The sequence below is a fragment of the Mesonia sp. K7 genome, from assembly GCF_003233725.1.
GTDB lineage: Bacteria > Bacteroidota > Bacteroidia > Flavobacteriales > Flavobacteriaceae > Mesonia.
The window spans coordinates 66,024-84,751 of record NZ_QKQV01000002.1 but is presented as its reverse complement, the minus strand read 5'-3'; the positions used below and the strand labels follow the sequence as shown (position 1 = coordinate 84,751).

Genomic DNA, 18,728 nt, shown 5'->3' with positions numbered 1-18,728 from the left:
CTTCGGTGTTTTTTATACGTAAAAATGTTTTCTTACATCGTCCAAAAAGCAATAACAAAAAATACCACAGAAATAATAATTCCTGTCATAAAAATTGTATAAGTCCATCGCAAGAGCTTATATTTTCGGTTAAGGACAATACCCAGTAGCCACAAATCTTTGGTTAAAGCCTCATAAACATAGTCTTTATCTTTTAAAATCTCTTGAATTCCCCAATTGTATTGATCAAACTTCATTTTATGGAAATTACCGAAAAATAGAATATTTACTTCTCGTTTTTTGATTTGTTCTTTGGTAAATTCACCGCTGGTAACATTAGGTCGAGTAGACATAATCGATAAAATAATAGAAGCCACACTAAAACAAACCAAAACCAAAGTTGGCATCATGAGGTGTCGGTTGGAAGCCGCATCGAGCTTAGGGATAATATTGGCTAATGCCAATGAGATAATAATTGCATTTACCGAAAGTAAAATATTGGCTTTTGTATCGGCAATATCACTAAGTTTAATATGATTTCTTAAAGCAGTTCTATACAAAGTTTGTATTCCTCTCTCTGGGTTATCGTTTTTATATTTTGCTTTAAGTTTTGCCTTGGTTTTTTCTTTCTCAAATTTTTCTTTCGATTTTTTCTGAGCTTCTAAAAGCGTGAGCATATTCTTGTCTTTTACAGGTCGCCATTTTTCAGCCGCATAAGGCGTATAAAATCTGTGCAATTCTGTAAAAAGCTTGATGTTTTCTTCTATCCACTCGCTTGGAGAATAATTTTTTAGGTTTTGAATTTTAAGTTCTTGACGTAAAAATTCGGTCGTTTCTTCAAAATAATCTTTGCCGATATGAGAAGAGTCGGCATCTTTAATTATTTTTTCTGGAAGTGTTTCGGGAATGGTTAAAAATTTGGTGATTTCAATATACTGTTTCACCATATCGATAAGTTCTTGGTCGGCTCCTTCTTTCTTTAAAAATTCCTCTGCAATTTTTTTACTTTCTTCTTCGTGCCCCTTTACACTTACGGTATAGCCTGTGTCATGAAGCCAGGCTGCAAGCACTAAGGCCTCGGCTTCTTTAACATTAATTTCAGAATTTTCAATTAATTCTTTAGTACTTTTAACGACCCTTTGCGTATGGTTATAATTGTGATAGATAAAAGTGTTGGGTAATTTTTCAGTAAATAAATCTAGAACAAACTTGTTTGTTTTTTCAATAAGATTACTCATATTTATGGCTATTTTAAATGCAAATTACGAAAAAACTAAGTCTATTCAGATTTTATGAAAAAAAATAACATTGTTCTAACAATTTTCACCTTAGTTCTGTTGGGTTGTTCCACATACGATTTTCCGCAGTATAAAGATAAAGAAGCTCAAAAAGCAGTTGTTTACCCAACTCATAAGAAAATAGAGCATCGTTTTTTCTTGATAGGTGACGCTGGTTATATGCCAAAAGATGGCTCTTCTTTCGGAACAATCGCATTTAAAAATATTATCGATTCTTTGAGTGCTGTAGATTCAATTACCACAAAAAACGCCCATGCACTTTTTCTTGGAGATAATATTTACCCTGTTGGAATGCCTCCTGCTGGTGATAAAACCAGATCAGAATCTGAGGATATTATGAATTCTCAATTAGAAACGGTAGAAAACTTTAAAGGGAATGTGCTTTTTGTTCCGGGAAATCATGATTGGTATGGAGACAGAATAAACAGTCTAAATGAGCAGCGAGATTTTATCAGGGAACAAATGGGTAGAGAAGATGTTTGGTCTCCACCAACAGGATGTGGTATAGAAATTAGAGAAATATCAGAGGAAGTGGTGCTTGTAGTCATCGATACGCAGTGGTATCTCGAAAACTGGGATAATAATCCAACCATCAATGATAATTGTCCTAAAGTAAAGACACGTGAAGCTATGCTTCAAGAGCTAGATAATACCTTAAGAAAATACGAAACCAAGAACGTGGTAGTTGCGATGCACCATCCTTTATTGACTAACGGTGTTCATGGAGGTAATTATCATATCTCAAGGCACTTATTTCCTTCGTCAAGAAGCATTCCTTTACCCGTTTTGGGTTCCTTAGCAACACTTGTAAGAACAACAGGCGGAGTTTCTATACAGGATGCACAAAACCAACGCTATAAAAATATGGTCGATCGTATTAAAGCCATGGCTTCTGGGTATACACACGTCATGTTTGTAGCAGGGCACGAACATAATTTACAGTACAATATCGAAGAAAATATTCATCAGATTGTTTCGGGTTCTGGCTCTAAAGTTAGTTATACAAGCTTAAGAAAGAACGGTATCTTTGGTTATGCAGGTCAAGGTTTTGCCATTTACGATGTTTTTAAAGACGGCTCTACTTGGGTGCAGTTCTATAAAAATGAGAACAACAAAGCTAAACTGATGTTTCAACAAGAGGTTTTTGAAGCAAAAGTAGAGTACGATTTAACACCTTATTCAAAAGATAAAATACAACAACAAACCATTTTAGCCTCTATTTATGATAGAGACAGTACTCAAGAAAGTAAAGTTTACAAAAGTCTTTTTGGTTCGCATTACAACGATTTATATGGTGTAAAAATTGAAGTTCCGGTGGCTTATTTAGATACCCTTCATGGCGGTTTGGAAGTCATGGAAAGTGGTGGAGGAAGACAGTCACGATCTTTACGTTTACGAGACAAAGAAGGTAAGCAATATACACTTACCGCATTAAAAAAGAGTGCAATAGATTTTTTAAAAGCACAAGCTTATAAAGATGAGTCTATTGGTGAAAATTTTGAGAACACCCTAGTTGATAGTGCTGTAGAGGATTTTTATACCGCAGCACACCCTTATGCTTTTTCTACCATTCCGCATCTTTCGAATGCGATTAATCTAAAAAATACCGACATCAAAATTTATTATATTCCCAAACAAGAATCGCTTGGAAGGTTTAATGATGAGTTTGGTAACGAACTTTTTACCTTGGAGAAAAGAGCAGAAGACAACTGGTTGGCATCAAAAGCATTTGGTGAAGATTTAATAAGCATAGAAACCACCAACTCAATGTTTGAACATATTCGTCGTGACGAAAAATTTAGAATAGACGAAACCACTTATATCAAAGCTAGAATTTTTGATATGCTTATTGGTGATTGGGACAGGCATCAAGACCAATGGCGTTGGGCTGAACATATAGAAAGTAATGGTGATCATATTTTTGAACCAATTCCACAAGATAGAGACCAAGTTTTTTCTAATTTTGATGGTGCTTTTTTTGGTACTTTACGCGGGGTTGTAGGTTTTGGAAATCAATTTGGTTCTTACGGTGAAAACATCAATGACATTGCTTGGTTTAACCTTAGTGCAACTGGTTTAGATAGGTCTGTCCTTCAAAACACGGGTAAAACAGAATGGATGCAGCAAGCAAAATACATTCAAGAAAATATTACAGACCAAGTAATCGAAGAAGCTTTCTTAAAATTGCCTCAAGAAATATATGAGCAAGAGTCTACCAAACTAATTATCGAAAACTTAAAGAAACGCCGAGGTAATATTGTTGAAATAGCAGAGCGTTATTACAATCATATGGCAAAACTGGCCATTATTACCGCAACAGACAAAGATGATTTTATAGATATAGAGCGGCTTCCCGAGGGAAAAACCCGTGTAAAAATTTATAGAAATATAGAAGGCAAACGCTCATCTATGGTGAGTGATAAAATCTATTCTTTAGAGGAAACGAATGATATTTGGATTTACGGCTTACGAGATAAGGATCAGTTTTTAATTACAGGAAGCTCCAAAGATTATATCCCAATTAAAATAATAGGAGGTAAAGAAAATGATACCTATGAAGCTCAAAATGGTGAACGTATAAAAATCTATGACTTTCAATCGATGCCAAATACTTTTGACAAAATAGGTGATGCCAAGTTAAGATTAACAGATCAATACGATATCAACACCTATGATAAAGATAAACGTATTTACGAATCTACTTCATATTTGCCTGGTTTCGGATACAATCCTGACGATGGTATTAGATTAGGGGTACAAACAACCTTCAATAAATATAAATTCAAAAGAAATCCCTATACCTCACAGCTGCGCTTAGGAGTAGGTTACTATTTTGCTACAGACGCTTTCGATTTAAATTTAGAAACACAATTTGCAAACTTTATAGGTAATTATAATTTCGCTGCAGACGCTTATTATACGAGTCCGAGTTATACGATGAACTTTTTTGGTTATGGAAACGAAACCAATAATGACGAAATAGATGGTGAATCGATGGATTATAACCGAATGCGAATCAATAAATATGGTTTTAAAGCTGGTTTGAAAAAGGCTACTCCTTTTGGAAGCTATTTTGAATATTTACTGACTTTAGAATCGGTGAGAATAAGAGAAGATCATGATAGGTTTTTAGACGAACAGTTTTTTACAACCGATGACAAGTTTTACGATAGAAAGTATTTTGCTGGTGTAGAAGGAACTTATCGTTATGAGAGCTATGACAATCGTCTTATCCCAACAAGAGGTATGGATTTTAAGGTCACTCTTGGTGGAAATATAAACACAGCAGATACCAATAAATTTTATGGGTATCTTGAGCCCTCACTAGAATTTTATAATGCGATTTCCCGAAATAGAAAATGGGTAATCAATACGCATGCAGATTCTAAATTTAACTTTAGTGATGATTTTGAAATCTACCAAGCCGCATGGATTGGTGGTGATAATGGTTTGCGAGGCTACCGAAACGAACGTTTTATGGGTGAATCCTCTCTTGCAACAGGAGCAGATCTTCGCTATACCTTTAACCAGTTTAGAACCCGAATTGTCCCCATAAAAATTGGTCTTTTTGCTGGGGCAGATTTAGGTCGGGTTTGGTTAGGTGACGAAGACAGTAAAAGATGGCACAACGATTTTGGCGGCGGACTATACATAGTCGGAGCACAATCAATCAACGGAAAGTTTAATATGTTCAGAGGAGAAGATGGGTGGCGATTTAGTTTTGATTTTGGATTTAGGTTCTAAATAATGCATAACTTTTTTTGTTAAATTGAAAATTTATAAAACCTTTGAAACCGAACGGCTTTTTCTAAGGCCAACTTCTATAGAAGATTCCCAGTTTATTTTTGATTTGCTCAATTCACCCAAATGGATTAAATATATTGGTCAACGCAATATCAATTCTCCAAAAGAAGCTGAAAATTACATCAAAGTAAAAATGATACCACAGTTAGAAAAAATGGGGTTTTCAAACTATACAGTGATTAGAAAAGAAGATCAGCAGAAAATGGGTACTTGTGGTTTGTACAATCGCAAGGGGATCGATGGGGTTGACATCGGTTTTGCATTTTTACCCGATTACGAGAAAAAAGTTTATGCTTACGAAGCCGCTTTTCAGATTAAACAAGCTGCTTTCGAAGATTTTGGTTTAAAAAAGCTGAATGCCATCACGATAAAAGAGAACCTTTCCTCACGAAAATTGATTGAAAAATTAGGTTTGACTTTTGTACAAAACATTAGAATACCTGGCGATGAAGAAGAATTGATGCTGTATGTGATTGAAGCGAAGAAATAAACTTCAAAACCCTATTTGTATAGGTAAGCTAATCTCTTAATTTTCGCTTTCGCTGGATTTATTTGCTTGCATTTTGTTCTCGATCGTGATCACATCAGAACGAAATTTATTTTTTCCAAAATCCAGTGTTCTTATTGGGAAAGGTATGTTGATATCATTTTTATTAAAAGCTTTTTTGACAGCTAAAATCGCTTGGTGCTTAGCCATTAAGATATCTTTTTGCCTGCCAACATTGGTCCAGAAACGAACCACAAAATTGATAGAACTGTCTCCAAATTCAGTATAAGCAAATTCGATTTCTTCATCTTCGCGTTGCTCAAATAAAGGTGCTATGGCTTCTTTGGTCACTTTTTCTACAAACTCTAGGTCACTTTCATAACCAATACCACAAGACAAAATGATGCGTGAGCGCGAAGTCCTGGTAAAGTTTTTAAAAGTATCGTCAGCGATTTTTGAGTTAGGAATCATCACCAAGTTATTGTCGTTCTCTTTCAGTACGATAGAGCGCAAATTAATTTCGGTTACTTCTCCAGCAAAACCGTGGGTTTCTATCCAGTCGCCAATGCGTATTTCTGGCAAAAAACTAAGAATTACCCCCGAGAAAGTATTGCTAAGTGGACCTTGTAGAGCTAAACCAACCGCCATTGCCAATAATCCAGCACCGGTCAATAAAGTGGTCAATAAACTATTAAGTCCTAAAGCACTAAGTGCTACAAAAAAACCAATAGAAATAATGATGACGGTGCTGAGTTTTACAATAATCGACCTTACCGAAACCTGAAGATTTCGGCGTTGTAACAGTCGATTTAAAAACTTACTGAAGAAATTAGAAAAAATCAGAAATATGACAAAAACGATAATTGCCATCACAATATTAGGAAGGTTGACTATAAGGGCTTCTAGCCAACCATCTAACTTGGTGTAAATTTTCTCGATAGGAGTTGTGACTACTTCCATTTCTTCAGGAAGCTTATCGGTGAGTTTTTGCATGGGTATAATATTTTACTCATCAAGCTCTTTGTGCGTATCAGAAGACTTCATCGTCCATGCATCGAGCATCCAGCTTACTTTTTCTAGTTCTCTAATGTATGCTCCAATTAAATCGATAGTTCCTTCGTCATTAGCTTTGTCGGCAACATCTACAACTTTACGCATTTGGGTAATAATCTTCCCGTGGTCTTTGAGTAAATCTTTGACCATTTTTACATCGGTGAGTTCACTTTTCGACTCACTAAGGTTTGATAAGTCTAAATAATCAGAATAATTGCTCACGGGTTGAAATCTTAAGGTTAAGATGCGCTCAGCAATTTCGTCTATTTTTAAAACCGCGTCATCGTACATTTCCTCAAACTTTTCGTGAAGGTCAAAAAAGTTTTTTCCTACAATATTCCAATGGAAATTTCTAAGCTTTTGATAGTATAAATGATAGTCTGCCAACAAAATATTGAGCTGTTCGACGGTTTTTTTATTTTTCTCTTCGTTTAGTTTTAAATATTCCATAGTTGTTTTTTTATTGTATTTGTCACAAAAATATAATCATTTTTTCGGATTTTCGACTACCATATTAGGGTTTAGTATTTTTTTAACCCTTTCCGGGAGAAACTTTGATAGAGCTTTCGCGAACACATAAAAAAAGTCTGCTATATGAGCAGACTTTTGGGTTTGGTTTATATATAAGCTTAGTTGTTTAGCATCACAGGCATGACCAACATCATTACTTTTTCGCCGTCGTCTAAACCGTCTTTCGGAGTTAGAATCCCAGCACGGTTGGGCAAACTCATTTCCAATTGTACATCAGTTGCGTTAAGGTTGTTGAGCATTTCTACCAAAAAGCGAGAGTTGAACCCAATTTGCATATCGTCTCCTTGATAGTCGCACGTAAGTCTTTCTTCAGCTTTGTTACTATAATCGATGTCCTCGGCAGAAATATTAAGTTCTGCACCAGCAATTTTTAAACGAACTTGGTGTGTAGTCTTGTTCGAGAAAATAGCTACCCTTTTTACAGAGTTTAAAAATTGAGAACGATCAATCATCAATTTGTTCGGGTTTTCTCTTGGAATCACCGCTTCATAATTAGGATACTTTCCGTCGATCAAACGGCAAGTAAGCTGTATTTGCTCAAAGCTAAATTTAGCGTTCGTCTCATTATATTCTATAATGACATCACTATCACTTCCTGCTAAAATTCCTTTTAAAAGATTGAGCGGTTTTTTTGGCATAATATATTCTGCAGCTTGGCTCGCAGTCACATCTTCTCGGGTATATTTTACCAGTTTATGTGCATCGGTAGCGACAAAGGTCAAGCCTTCTGGTGAAAACTGAAAGAAAACACCACTCATTACAGGACGTAAATCGTCATTACCCGAAGCAAAAATGGTTTTAGCAATTGCCGTAGAGAGAACATCTGCCGAAATAGTTGTCGAAACAGCGTCTTCTAATTCTACAGCATTCGGAAATTCGTTACCATCCGCGTAAGCGAGGGCATATTTACCATAACTAGAACTCAACTCAAGTTTATTGTTCTCTTCGGCAATAAATGTAAGTGGTTGTTCCGGAAAAGTTTTTAAGGTTTCTAACAAGAGCTTTGCAGGAACAGCAATACTTCCTTCAGAATCTGATTCTACTTCTAAAGTAGCGGTAATGGTCGACTCTAAATCGGAAGCAGAAACTTTTAGTTCGTTTTGTTTTAGTTCAAACAAAAAGTTGTCTAATATCGGTAGGGTGTTGGTGTTGTTGATGACGCCGCCAACAATCTGTAATTGCTTTAATAGATATGAACTCGAGACAATAAATTTCATATAATCGTATTTCTGTTTTTGTGTAAGGAATACAAATATATCTGATTGTCACAAAAAATAGCATTTTGCAAATATTTTTTTGTTAACAGAAAACCGTAAATTGTTAATAGCTGTGAGATTTTAGGTAGCTTTCGCGAAACAAAAATTAGGAGTGAAGTATAGGTAATCATGCAATTATTCTTTACTTTTGCTTTTAAATATAAAGTTGACTACTTCTGTAATGAGCCAAAAACGATTACTTGATGCGAAAGAAATAGAGATTATTTTACATCGTTTGGCTTGTCAGCTAATAGAAAATCACCAAGATTTTTCAGAAACTGCTCTTATAGGAATTCAACCCCGAGGTGTTTTTTTTGCCGATAGAATCATCAAAATACTTTCTGAAGATTACCAGATTCAAAACCTAAAATACGGGAAATTAGACATTACTTTTTACCGTGACGATTTCAGAAGAAGCGAAAAACCATTAGAAGCCAACAAAACCAAAATCGATTTTTTGGTAGAAGATAAAAAAGTAGTATTTATCGATGATGTATTGTTTACCGGAAGAAGTATTCGTTCGGCACTTACAGCTATACAATCTTACGGAAGACCAAAAAGTATCGAATTGCTAACGCTTATCGACAGAAGGTTCAGCAGACATTTACCCATTCAGCCCGATTATAACGGCAGACAAGTAGATGCAATCAACGAAGAAAAAGTGATTGTAAATTGGCTGGAAAATGCCAAAGAAGATAGTGTATATTTAGTTAAAAAATAAAATTAGAAAATGGCAGAACTAAGTGTAAATCACTTGTTGGGAATAAAATACCTCAAAAAAGAGGATATCGAACTTATTTTTGAAACTGCAGATCACTTTAAAGAAGTTATCAACCGACCGATAAAAAAAGTACCTTCGTTACGAGATATTACCATTGCCAATCTATTTTTTGAAAACAGTACGCGCACCAAACTTTCTTTCGAACTTGCTGAAAAACGTTTAAGTGCCGATGTGATCAACTTCTCAGCGGCTTCATCTTCTGTAAAAAAGGGAGAGACCCTTATAGACACGGTCAACAATATCTTAGCGATGAAAGTAGATATGGTGGTGATGCGCCATCCAAATCCAGGAGCTTCAGTGTTTTTGTCACAACATGTCGATGCAAGTATCATCAATGCTGGTGATGGAGCACACGAACATCCGACACAAGCATTGTTGGATTCTTATTCCATTAGGGAAAAATTAGGGGAAGTCAAAGGAAAAAAAGTGCTGATTGTAGGAGATATTTTACATAGCCGAGTTGCGTTGAGCAATATTTTCGCTTTAAAACTACAAGGAGCAGAAGTAAAAGTTTGCGGACCAAACACCTTAATGCCCAAATATATCGAAAGTCTTGGAGTAGAAGTAGAGCATAACTTAATAAAAGGTCTACAATGGTGCGATGTGGCAAATATGCTTCGCGTGCAGAACGAACGTATGGAAATCAGTTATTTTCCATCAACTCGTGAATATGTACAACAATTTGGACTCAATAAAAAAATATTAGATAGTTTAAAGAAAGAAATCGTCATAATGCATCCAGGACCAATCAACCGAGGTGTAGAAATCACGAGCGATATTGCAGACTCTAAAAATGCCATTATTCTAGATCAAGTGCAAAACGGAGTAGCCGTTAGAATGGCAGTAATTTACCTTCTGGCATCAAAAATTAAACAGGAATGAAATGAGCATAAATAAATTTCATCATTGCACCAACCGATATGATTAAATTTTTCATGCGAATTCCTGAATGTGAAAAAATTTTTAGTTTTTTCAATTTCAGTAAACTATAAAATTTTAAACAGATGAAAATAACCGATAAAGATTTTTACATCATCGTTCAAGACGAAAAAAGTGATATCAAGGGTTTTGCCAATTACTTGGAAAATGTTGCGTACGGTAAAATAGAAGGCAAGAATGTAGTAGTTGATATTTTAAACTACGGTGAACTTTCGCTCGAAGAGCTGCTTTCATTTCTTAGACTTTCGAATAAGCATCGTGAGAAAAAAAAATCTTTTGTGATTGCAAACGATGCGATTATGATCGATCAAGTTCCAGACGAATTGATGGTTGTTCCCACACTGCAAGAAGCAGAAGATGTTATCCAAATGGAAGAAATTGAGCGCGACTTAGAAGCTTTTTAATCTTTTTGTGATGCAAGTGCATATTCTTGGCTGTTACTCGGCAACACCACAAACCAATCATCACCCAACAGCTCAGGTTTTAAATATAGCCAACCATTTGTTCCTTATCGATTGCGGCGAAGGTACGCAAGTACAATTACGAAAACAGCGCATCAAATTCAACCAAATAAAACATATTTTTATTTCGCACTTACACGGCGATCATTTTTTTGGGCTTATCGGATTGATTTCTACCTTCAATCTTCTGGGAAGACAAGCCGATTTGACCATTTACGGGCCAAAAGGCATTAAAGAGATCATTGCGCTGCAACTCAAGCTTTCAAAATCATGGACGAGCTTTAACCTTTTTTTTAAGGAATTGAACAGTAAAACTAGCGAACTCATTTTTGAAGACGAACGCGTTACTGTAAAAACCATTCCGTTAAAACATCGAGTGTATACCAATGGTTTTTTGTTTGAAGAAAAACCAGGCGATAGAAAATTACTCATCGGTAAGGCGTTAGAATATAATATTGACAAGGCTTATTACCGAAGTATCAAAAAAGGAAAAGATGTTGTGTTGGACGATGGTTCGGTTGTTCCTAACCATTTATTGACCGATGAGCCAAAACCAACGAAAAGTTATGCTTTTTGCAGCGATACGTTTTACCATCCAGAAATTATTCCGCTCATAAACGGTGTGAATGCCCTTTATCACGAAGCTACTTTCTTAGAAAGCCATAAACATTTATGTAAAGACACGCGGCACAGTACGGCTAAAGAAGCCGCGATGATTGCCAAGGCAGCCAAGGTTAAAAAGCTTATTTTAGGGCATTATTCTACACGTTACGGAAACATTAAGAGTTTTCAAGAGGAGGCAAAAACTGTTTTTGATCATGTAGAGTTGGCTGATGACGGAAAGGTGATTGGCATCGAATAAAATTTTATAAACTTTCTTTAAAGTATTTTCCAATCCTTAGGAAACTTGTAACTTGCAGTATGGAGAAAAAGTTGCAAGACTACCGAAAATCTTACCAGAAAGGAGAGCTTACGCGGAAAGCGCTGCACCATGATCCGTTGGTGCAATTTAAAAATTGGTTTGAAGAAACCGAGCAAAATAAATGGGTGGAAGAAGTAAATGCGATGACGCTTTCTACCCTTGGCAAAAACGGATATCCCCAAAGTAGAGTAGTGCTGTTAAAAGAATTTTCTGAAGAAGGCTTTATTTTTTATACCAATTATAACAGTCAAAAAGGAAAGGCAATAGAAAAACATCCAAAAGTTTCGCTTTCGTTTTTCTGGCCAAAGGCTGAGCGCCAAATTATTATTCAAGGTGATGCCAAAAAAGTTTCAAAGCAAAAGTCTGATGAGTATTTTTATTCACGCCCGAAGGGAAGTCAGATAGGAGCGATTGTTTCTAATCAAAGCCAGATTGTTGAAAGTAGGCAAATTATTGAAAATAAATTAGTTGAATTAAATAATCTAAATGAAAACTTAAAAAGACCAGAGTCTTGGGGTGGCTATTTGGTAAAGCCAATTTCTTATGAATTTTGGCAAGGGAGAACCAATCGTTTACACGATAGGTTTCGGTATCATTTGGAAGCAGGTAAATGGATGATAGACCGTTTATCTCCCTAAAATTTTAAACTATGAAAACTTTATATTTAGTTAGACACGGTAAATCCTCTTGGGAGTATGATTTGCCAGATCACAAAAGACCTTTGGAAAAGCGTGCTTATAACGATGCAGAATTGGTGCTTAGTGCTTTGCAGAAACATCTTACACACGAGGTGAAAATGTATAGCAGCAAAGCCGTGAGAGCATTAGAAACCGCAAAAATGTTTAAAAAAGAACTTCAGGTAAAAGATAGTGATTTCACTGTTTTAGAAGATTTGTACGCCTTTAATGTACAGCATCTTATGCAAGTTATCCAAGGTTTTGATGATAGAGAGAACAATATCATGATTTTTGGGCACAACCCAGCATTTACTAGCGTTGCTAATTACTTAGGTGATGATTTTATCGATAATGTGCCGACAACAGGTTTGGTCTGTATTTCTTTTCAGCAAAAGTCCTGGAAAGAGATTTCCGACGGAAAAACCTTGTTTAAACTTTTCCCTAAAATGTTTCGATCGTGAAAAACAAATATATCAATAGAGAAATCAGTTGGTTACAATTTAATGCACGTGTGTTGCAAGAAGCAGCAGACGAAAGCGTTCCGCTTATCGAGCGTTTGCGATTTCTCGGAATTTTCTCTAACAACTTAGACGAATTCTTTCGTGTGCGTTATGCTACCATTAGACGTATTGCTCAAGCTGGAAAAGGCGGTAAAAAAGTGCTCGGAGGTTTTAAGGCGAGCAGTTTACTCAAAGAGATCACGCAAATTGTAATTGATCAGCAAGCAAGAAGTTTGGAAATTTTAGATGATATTCACCGTCAATTGGAAGAACATCATATTTACATTATTAAAGAAGACGAAGTATCCGAAAAACAAGCACAATTTGTTAAAGATTATTACTTACAAAAAGTAAGTCCTGCTTTGGTGACGATTATTCTCAATGACCTGGAAGAAATACCTCGACTTAAAGACAGTGCAGCTTATTTGGCAGTAAAAATGATTTTAAATGAAGAAGAGGGAAGCAAGTCCAAGCAATATATTTTAATTGAAATACCTCGTGGTATCGAACGTTTTGTAGAAATTCCTTCGGAAGAAGATGAGCAAGAAAAGTATATCATTCTGTTGGATGATTTGATTCGTTTTAACCTACACAGTATTTTCAATATTTTTGATTATAAAAGTCTTTCTGCTCATATGATAAAAATCACGCGTGATGCAGAACTCGATATGGCTGGAGATATCGATAAAAGTTATATCGAAAAGTTGTTGTCAAGCATCAAAGATCGAGTAGAAGGCGAACCCGTTCGTTTTGTTTACGACAAAAATATAGATGACGACACCTTGCAATTTTTGTTGAAAAAGATGGGAATAGACGATGCCGATAGTATCATTCCAGGAGGAAGATACCACAATCGAAAAGATTACATGAAATTCCCTAGAATTGGTCCAGAAGAATTGTTTTACAGGCAATACAATCCGTTACCGGTACAGGACTGGAGTTTGCAAGGAAGTTTGCTCGGGAAAATAGCCGAAAAAGATTATTTACAATATACACCTTACCATACCTTTTCGTATACCGTTAAGTTTTTACGCGAATCGGCTCTAGACCCAAAAGTACAAAGCATTAAGATTACCATTTACCGTCTAGCGGAAATTTCGCACATCGCAAGTTCGTTGATTAATGCAGTAAAAAACGGGAAAAGAGTCACGGTTTCGATAGAATTACGAGCGCGATTTGACGAAGAAAATAACATCCGTTATGCCGAACAAATGCAGCGTGAAGGCGTGAAACTTATTTTTGGTGTTTCAGGACTAAAAGTTCACTGTAAAGCTTGCGTAATTGAGCGTTTAGAAGATCACAAAGTCAAACGTTACGGGTTTATCAGTACGGGTAATTTTAATGAAACCACCGCAAAGGTGTATACAGATTATACGTTATTCACCACCAATCAGGCAATTTTAAAGGATGTCGAAAAAGTATTTGATTTTTTTGAAATCAACTACAAAGTAAAAAAATACAAACACCTGATTGTTTCGCCGCATTATTCTAGAAATGCTTTTGAGCGACTCATCGATGTCGAAATCAAAAATGCGATCAAAGGTTTACCTTCAGGAATTCGCTTAAAGCTAAATAGCTTATCCGATTATAAAATGATTGATAAACTTTACGAAGCGAGTAGAGCTGGTGTTAAAATTCAGTTGATTGTGAGAGGAATCTGCTGTTTGGTTCCTGGAGTACAAGGAATGAGCGAAAACATCGAAGCCATAAGTATTGTCGATAAATACTTAGAGCATCCAAGGTTGTTTATTTTTGAAAACGGCGGTGATAGAAAAACTTACATTTCCTCTGCGGACTGGATGACCAGGAACCTCGATTATCGAGTAGAAATCACATGTCCGATTTTGCAAGAAGACATTCAGCAAGAGCTGTTAGATACTTTTAATATCTGTTGGAATGACAATGTAAAAGCACGTGTTTTTAAAGAAAACAGTGAAAACGAATATGTACAGAGCAAGAACCCAAAATTGCGTAGTCAATTTGCAACGTACCAATATTATTTACAAAAACTTGACGAAACTCAAGACGAAACCCAAAAACTAAAATTAACCACCTAAAACCAACAATTTGTTAGGAATAAAAAAATATGCCGCCATCGATGTCGGATCAAATGCTGTAAGGTTACTTGTTTCGACGATTATTGAACCTAAAGGTGAAGAACCGATTTTTAAAAAGACTTCTTTAGTGCGAGTGCCAATTCGTTTGGGAGAAGATGTATTTTTACGCGGAAGAATTTCCAAAGCCAACGCCAATCGTATGTTGGAAGCGATGAAAGCATACGATTTACTGATGAAAGTACACAAAATAGAGCGTTTTAAAGCATGTGCAACTTCAGCAATGCGAAGTGCCAAAAATGGGGTGGAGCTTTCTAAAAAAATACTGGAAGAAACAGGTATCGAAATCGAAATTATCGATGGAAAACACGAAGCTGCCATTATTGCCACGACCGATCTGCACGAACTCATCAAAGACGATCAAACCTATTTGTATGTTGATGTGGGTGGCGGAAGTACCGAGTTTACGCTTTTTGCGGAAGGAAAAACGGTGACTTCGCGGTCGTTTAAACTGGGGACAGTGCGATTGCTCAATGATATGGTGGACAAAAATGCTTGGAAAGAAGTAGAAGATTGGGTAAAAAATGTGACCAAAAAATACCAACACATTCAGATGATAGGTTCGGGTGGTAACATCAACAATATATTTAAAACGAGTGGGCGTAAACCAGGAAAACCTCTATCATATAAATACATTCACGATTATTACCAATTGCTCACTTCGATGACTTATGAAGAACGTATTTCAAAACTCATTCTGAATACCGATCGGGCCGATGTAATTGTACCGGCAACCAAAATCTACCTTTCGGCAATGCGCTGGAGCAAAGCCACCAAGATTTTTGTACCTAAAATTGGTTTGGTCGACGGGATTGTCAAATCGATGTATAACGATGCGAAAGCAGAAGAGTAAGATGATATAAAAATGAAACAAGAAATCCAAACCTATAACGACCAACAAACTTCTATAGATCAAGAGATTTGTGATCTGTTGGCAAATACCATTAGACTTGAACTTCCCGAAGCCGAAAGTAAAATCTGGCATGCGCATCCGGTTTGGTTTTTAGACGGCAATCCTATTGTGGGGTACAGCAAACAGAAAAAAGGCATCCGTCTGATGTTTTGGAGTGGTGCCGATTTCGATGAAGAAAAGCTAAATGTAAGAGGAGAAAAGTTCAAAGACGCGTCTGTTTTTTATAATGCTGTTGATGAAATAGAAACCGAAGAACTAAAATACTGGCTGAAGAAGTCACAAGAAATTCAGTGGGATTATAAAAATTTGGTTAAACGAAAAGGAAAGTTGGAACGATTGAAATAGTGATATCGTGAATCGTGAAAGAACTGTACCACATAAGAGAATTTTATCGCCCCATTCAGCCCACAATCAAGCAGGGAGATAAAGAAATTATCTACCAAGAAACATTACCCAACAAAAGAATAGAAAAATTTGTTTATTGCTTTTGGCAGTTAAAAACCACAAAAAAATTAAAACAAGATTATGTTTATCGGGTAGTTTCAGACTGTTGCATCGATATTTTTTTTGAACCTCACCAAACCAAGAACAACTTCGTTATGGGTTTTTGTCGAAAATATACAGAATTTCCCATAGGTAAAAGTTTTGATTACATCGGCATCAGGTTTTTACCTGCGGCTTTTCCTATACTATTTGAAATAGATGCTAAAAAACTAAGCAACCAATCGCAAGAACTCAAAAATGTCTTACCAGAATTTTCAGATTGGATAGTCTCTAAGCTTTCCTCTTCCTTATCATTTCAAGAAATGGTCAATCGTTTCAGTAAAAAAATAGAAAATATCATTCTTGAAAAAGAACGAAATTATGATAATCGTTTTTTTAAAGCACTGCACTTTATTTTTCAAAACAATGGGTTTTTAGATACCGAAAAAGATTTACAAACGGGTTTGAGTTCGCGACAACTTCGCAGGATTTTCAATTACTATATCGGAACGACACCAAAAGCCTTTGCCAATGTGGTTCGATTTCAGTATATTTTGTCATCAAAACCATCTAAACAGAGCCTTAAAGAAAGTAAACTTTATTTTGATGTAGGTTTTTTTGACCAAGCGCATTTTATTAAAAATTTCAAAACCTTTTATGGGGTGACACCTTCAGAAGCCTTCCGCTAGACTTTGTCCGTTTTTTACAATATTCATACTTGTGTTCACAATACATTTGTGGGTATAATACATTTATAATGAAAACATTTACCATCATTGCATGTTGTTTTTTCTTTGGATTGACAGCGGCACAAAACACAAAAACCATGAAACTAAACGCAGGAATTATTACTGAAAAGCTGGAAGAAACCAAAAAATTTTATACCGAAACCTTAGGTTTTGGTGTCAGCTTTGAAAACGAATTTTACTTATTGTTACACACGCCCGATCATTCTTCGGAAATTAGTTTTCTAAAACCGAACCACCCGAGCCAAAAATCGATTTTTCAACCTGCATTTCAAGGAAAAGGAGTTTATATCACTATTGAAGTTGAGAATGTAGATGAAATTTACAATGAACTCCATAAAAAAGGTGTTCCTATGGTAGTAGAGCTTCGAGATGAAGTTTGGGGCGATAGGCATTTTGCTATTGTAGACCCAAACGGAATTGGGATTGATATCGTTACTTACGCACCACCTGAAAATTAGAAGATAAAAATAAGTTCTCGATAACTTGTCAATACTATAATCAATAGATCAACCATTGTTTTGAAGTAAATATAAAACCTTGGTTCTGGAGTTGGGATTGTCCCAAAAAGACTTTTAGTTATAGAAAATCAACTTGCTTTCAACTTGCCAATATCCCTTATAGAGGGTATTTGATGAAGCTGTTTTTATCGTTACTATTGTAGGAGATCCACTACAAAATTATAAATCAGATGAAAAAAATATCAAAAATAGGATTGATAGGTTGTATTTTAGTTCTTGGGACAATTAGTTTAAACGCACAAGTGTTGTACTACGATGAAAAATCTGATGTAGAATATGAGATTAATCCAAATACTCCTAAAAAGCAACTCAAAGCTTTTCTGAAAAGTTATAAAGCCACCGCTATAGAGTTTAATTCCAATTTAAGTAGTCAATTTCCCTTTCGTTTAAAGCTTAAAAAAGGAAATTGGGTATTATACGATCTAGAAGAGGAGCAGGTTTTCTTAGAAAAAAAAACAAATAGGTATAGTTTTGAACTTCCTACAGTTTTAATGGAAGAGAATAGGTTTACTATAGCAAAAAGCAAAGAAAAGACCTTTTTGGTAAATCTTGACGAAAATAAAATTGAGGCTAAAATAAAGTTTGACGAAGTAGTAGTACAAACCAAAAAAGATACTTTGTACGACTATATTCAAACTTATAGTGAAAATGGCAATTTTGATTATAAAGAAGAAGAAAGTGTAAGAAAAGTAATCGATAAAATTGCGGTGCGTTCAGGTAAGAAATGGGGTTTGATTGAGGTGGTTTACGGAGAGGATATGTATTACCTCAGTCATGATTTTCTATATGATTCTATAGAAGAAGTTCCTCAAACTAGAGGTTTTGAAAGTTACCAATTAGCGATGATGGAGAGCATTCGAGAAAATTATAAGGTAGATTTACTCATTGCTTTAGACGAATTTGGATACTATTTTAAAGGTCGGAATAAACAAACAAAATTATGGGGCGTATTTATGGGCGAAGCAGAAGTTCTGGAAAGTATTCCTACAAAATATGACAGTATTACCAGACATAGACATCCATTGGGGTATGAAGTATGGAAAGATGGAAAAGTAGGTTATTACAACGGAAATTCAGAAATGGTTTTCGATACTAATTTTGATGATTACAAGCGAGTGCATTTAGATTACACGTACGGCTCTGCTTTTAAACGCCAAGGAAAATGGGAATTGTACGACACTTATCAACCAGAAAAATTAGTAGATGGTAGTGCAGACACCATAGAAGAGCTTATTGAATTGTGGTTAGCGAGATAAACCATAA

General features: G+C 35.6%; 18 protein-coding genes. 14 read left to right on the top strand and 4 right to left on the bottom strand.

All coding sequences use genetic code 11. The features are described from left to right. Positions 1 to 32 precede the first annotated feature (32 nt). The gene (locus DNG35_RS01830) at positions 33 to 1,217 is read right to left on the bottom strand and encodes a Pycsar system effector family protein (RefSeq protein WP_111126052.1); all 1,185 of its coding nucleotides are present in this window, start codon (positions 1,215 to 1,217) and stop codon (positions 33 to 35) included. A gap of 54 nt (positions 1,218 to 1,271) precedes the next feature. Between DNG35_RS01830 and DNG35_RS01825 the strand changes: the two genes are divergently transcribed. Together DNG35_RS01825 and DNG35_RS01820 are read left to right on the top strand one after the other, a co-directional pair. Further along, positions 1,272 to 5,021: a metallophosphoesterase gene (locus tag DNG35_RS01825; RefSeq protein ID WP_111126051.1), complete on the top strand. Its 3,750-nt coding sequence runs from the start codon at positions 1,272 to 1,274 to the stop codon at positions 5,019 to 5,021. Positions 5,022 to 5,046: 25 nt separating this feature from the next. Further along, on the top strand, positions 5,047 to 5,571 hold the full coding sequence (locus tag DNG35_RS01820; protein ID WP_111126050.1) for a GNAT family N-acetyltransferase: 525 nt from the start codon (positions 5,047 to 5,049) through the stop codon (positions 5,569 to 5,571). Between the two features lie 36 nt (positions 5,572 to 5,607). Here the strand turns inward: DNG35_RS01820 and DNG35_RS01815 are convergent, their stop codons facing one another. From DNG35_RS01815 to dnaN, 3 genes are all read right to left on the bottom strand, one after another. Then, a complete protein-coding gene (locus DNG35_RS01815) occupies positions 5,608 to 6,561 on the bottom strand; it encodes a mechanosensitive ion channel family protein (protein ID WP_233494433.1) in 954 nt (317 codons plus the stop codon). Positions 6,562 to 6,573: 12 nt separating this feature from the next. Further along, on the bottom strand, positions 6,574 to 7,071 hold the full coding sequence (locus DNG35_RS01810) for a Dps family protein (protein WP_111126049.1): 498 nt from the start codon (positions 7,069 to 7,071) through the stop codon (positions 6,574 to 6,576). Between the two features lie 179 nt (positions 7,072 to 7,250). Then, a complete protein-coding gene (gene dnaN / locus DNG35_RS01805; protein ID WP_111126048.1) occupies positions 7,251 to 8,369 on the bottom strand; it encodes a DNA polymerase III subunit beta in 1,119 nt (372 codons plus the stop codon). Positions 8,370 to 8,589: 220 nt separating this feature from the next. On the opposite strand from dnaN, the gene pyrR reads away from it, so the two are divergent. From pyrR to DNG35_RS01745, 12 genes are all read left to right on the top strand, one after another. Beyond that, entirely contained in the window at positions 8,590 to 9,129 is a 540-nt protein-coding gene (gene pyrR, locus DNG35_RS01800) for a bifunctional pyr operon transcriptional regulator/uracil phosphoribosyltransferase PyrR (protein WP_111126047.1), read from the top strand. A gap of 9 nt (positions 9,130 to 9,138) precedes the next feature. Further along, on the top strand, positions 9,139 to 10,071 hold the full coding sequence (locus tag DNG35_RS01795) for an aspartate carbamoyltransferase catalytic subunit (RefSeq protein ID WP_111126046.1): 933 nt from the start codon (positions 9,139 to 9,141) through the stop codon (positions 10,069 to 10,071). Positions 10,072 to 10,193: 122 nt separating this feature from the next. Continuing rightward, positions 10,194 to 10,532, top strand: a complete 339-nt coding sequence (locus tag DNG35_RS01790; RefSeq protein ID WP_111126045.1) for a ribonuclease Z — start codon at positions 10,194 to 10,196, stop codon at positions 10,530 to 10,532. A 10-nt stretch (positions 10,533 to 10,542) separates the two neighbouring features. Then, positions 10,543 to 11,451 (top strand): ribonuclease Z, encoded by a 909-nt coding sequence (locus tag DNG35_RS01785; protein ID WP_111126044.1) that lies wholly within the window; start codon positions 10,543 to 10,545, stop codon positions 11,449 to 11,451. Between the two features lie 59 nt (positions 11,452 to 11,510). Then, entirely contained in the window at positions 11,511 to 12,149 is a 639-nt protein-coding gene (gene pdxH, locus DNG35_RS01780; RefSeq protein WP_111126043.1) for a pyridoxamine 5'-phosphate oxidase, read from the top strand. An 11-nt stretch (positions 12,150 to 12,160) separates the two neighbouring features. Beyond that, complete coding sequence (locus DNG35_RS01775; RefSeq protein ID WP_111126042.1) at positions 12,161 to 12,649, top strand: histidine phosphatase family protein; 489 nt, start codon at positions 12,161 to 12,163, stop codon at positions 12,647 to 12,649. Then, positions 12,643 to 14,745: a polyphosphate kinase 1 gene (gene ppk1, locus DNG35_RS01770; protein ID WP_111126041.1), complete on the top strand. Its 2,103-nt coding sequence runs from the start codon at positions 12,643 to 12,645 to the stop codon at positions 14,743 to 14,745. Before DNG35_RS01775 ends, ppk1 begins: the two co-directional genes overlap by 7 nt. Positions 14,746 to 14,755: 10 nt before the next feature. Further along, a complete protein-coding gene (locus DNG35_RS01765; protein WP_111126040.1) occupies positions 14,756 to 15,655 on the top strand; it encodes a Ppx/GppA phosphatase family protein in 900 nt (299 codons plus the stop codon). A gap of 12 nt (positions 15,656 to 15,667) precedes the next feature. Beyond that, on the top strand, positions 15,668 to 16,060 hold the full coding sequence (locus tag DNG35_RS01760) for a DUF1801 domain-containing protein (RefSeq protein ID WP_111126039.1): 393 nt from the start codon (positions 15,668 to 15,670) through the stop codon (positions 16,058 to 16,060). Positions 16,061 to 16,074: 14 nt separating this feature from the next. Continuing rightward, on the top strand, positions 16,075 to 16,887 hold the full coding sequence (locus DNG35_RS01755; protein WP_199489083.1) for a helix-turn-helix domain-containing protein: 813 nt from the start codon (positions 16,075 to 16,077) through the stop codon (positions 16,885 to 16,887). 137 nt (positions 16,888 to 17,024) lie between these two features. Beyond that, positions 17,025 to 17,405 (top strand): VOC family protein, encoded by a 381-nt coding sequence (locus DNG35_RS01750; protein ID WP_111126211.1) that lies wholly within the window; start codon positions 17,025 to 17,027, stop codon positions 17,403 to 17,405. Positions 17,406 to 17,635: 230 nt separating this feature from the next. Then, a complete protein-coding gene (locus tag DNG35_RS01745; protein ID WP_111126038.1) occupies positions 17,636 to 18,721 on the top strand; it encodes a hypothetical protein in 1,086 nt (361 codons plus the stop codon). Positions 18,722 to 18,728 lie beyond the last annotated feature (7 nt).

Coding starts and splice junctions, on each gene's coding strand:
- DNG35_RS01830 (WP_111126052.1), bottom strand. CDS start 1,217: ATGAGTAATCTTATTGAAAAAACAAACAAGTTTGTTCTAGATTTATTT.
- DNG35_RS01825 (WP_111126051.1), top strand. CDS start 1,272: ATGAAAAAAAATAACATTGTTCTAACAATTTTCACCTTAGTTCTGTTG.
- DNG35_RS01815 (WP_233494433.1), bottom strand. CDS start 6,561: ATGCAAAAACTCACCGATAAGCTTCCTGAAGAAATGGAAGTAGTCACA.
- DNG35_RS01810 (WP_111126049.1), bottom strand. CDS start 7,071: ATGGAATATTTAAAACTAAACGAAGAGAAAAATAAAAAAACCGTCGAA.
- dnaN (WP_111126048.1), bottom strand. CDS start 8,369: ATGAAATTTATTGTCTCGAGTTCATATCTATTAAAGCAATTACAGATT.
- pyrR (WP_111126047.1), top strand. CDS start 8,590: ATGAGCCAAAAACGATTACTTGATGCGAAAGAAATAGAGATTATTTTA.
- DNG35_RS01795 (WP_111126046.1), top strand. CDS start 9,139: ATGGCAGAACTAAGTGTAAATCACTTGTTGGGAATAAAATACCTCAAA.
- DNG35_RS01790 (WP_111126045.1), top strand. CDS start 10,194: ATGAAAATAACCGATAAAGATTTTTACATCATCGTTCAAGACGAAAAA.
- DNG35_RS01785 (WP_111126044.1), top strand. CDS start 10,543: ATGCAAGTGCATATTCTTGGCTGTTACTCGGCAACACCACAAACCAAT.
- pdxH (WP_111126043.1), top strand. CDS start 11,511: ATGGAGAAAAAGTTGCAAGACTACCGAAAATCTTACCAGAAAGGAGAG.
- DNG35_RS01775 (WP_111126042.1), top strand. CDS start 12,161: ATGAAAACTTTATATTTAGTTAGACACGGTAAATCCTCTTGGGAGTAT.
- DNG35_RS01760 (WP_111126039.1), top strand. CDS start 15,668: ATGAAACAAGAAATCCAAACCTATAACGACCAACAAACTTCTATAGAT.
- DNG35_RS01750 (WP_111126211.1), top strand. CDS start 17,025: ATGAAACTAAACGCAGGAATTATTACTGAAAAGCTGGAAGAAACCAAA.
- DNG35_RS01745 (WP_111126038.1), top strand. CDS start 17,636: ATGAAAAAAATATCAAAAATAGGATTGATAGGTTGTATTTTAGTTCTT.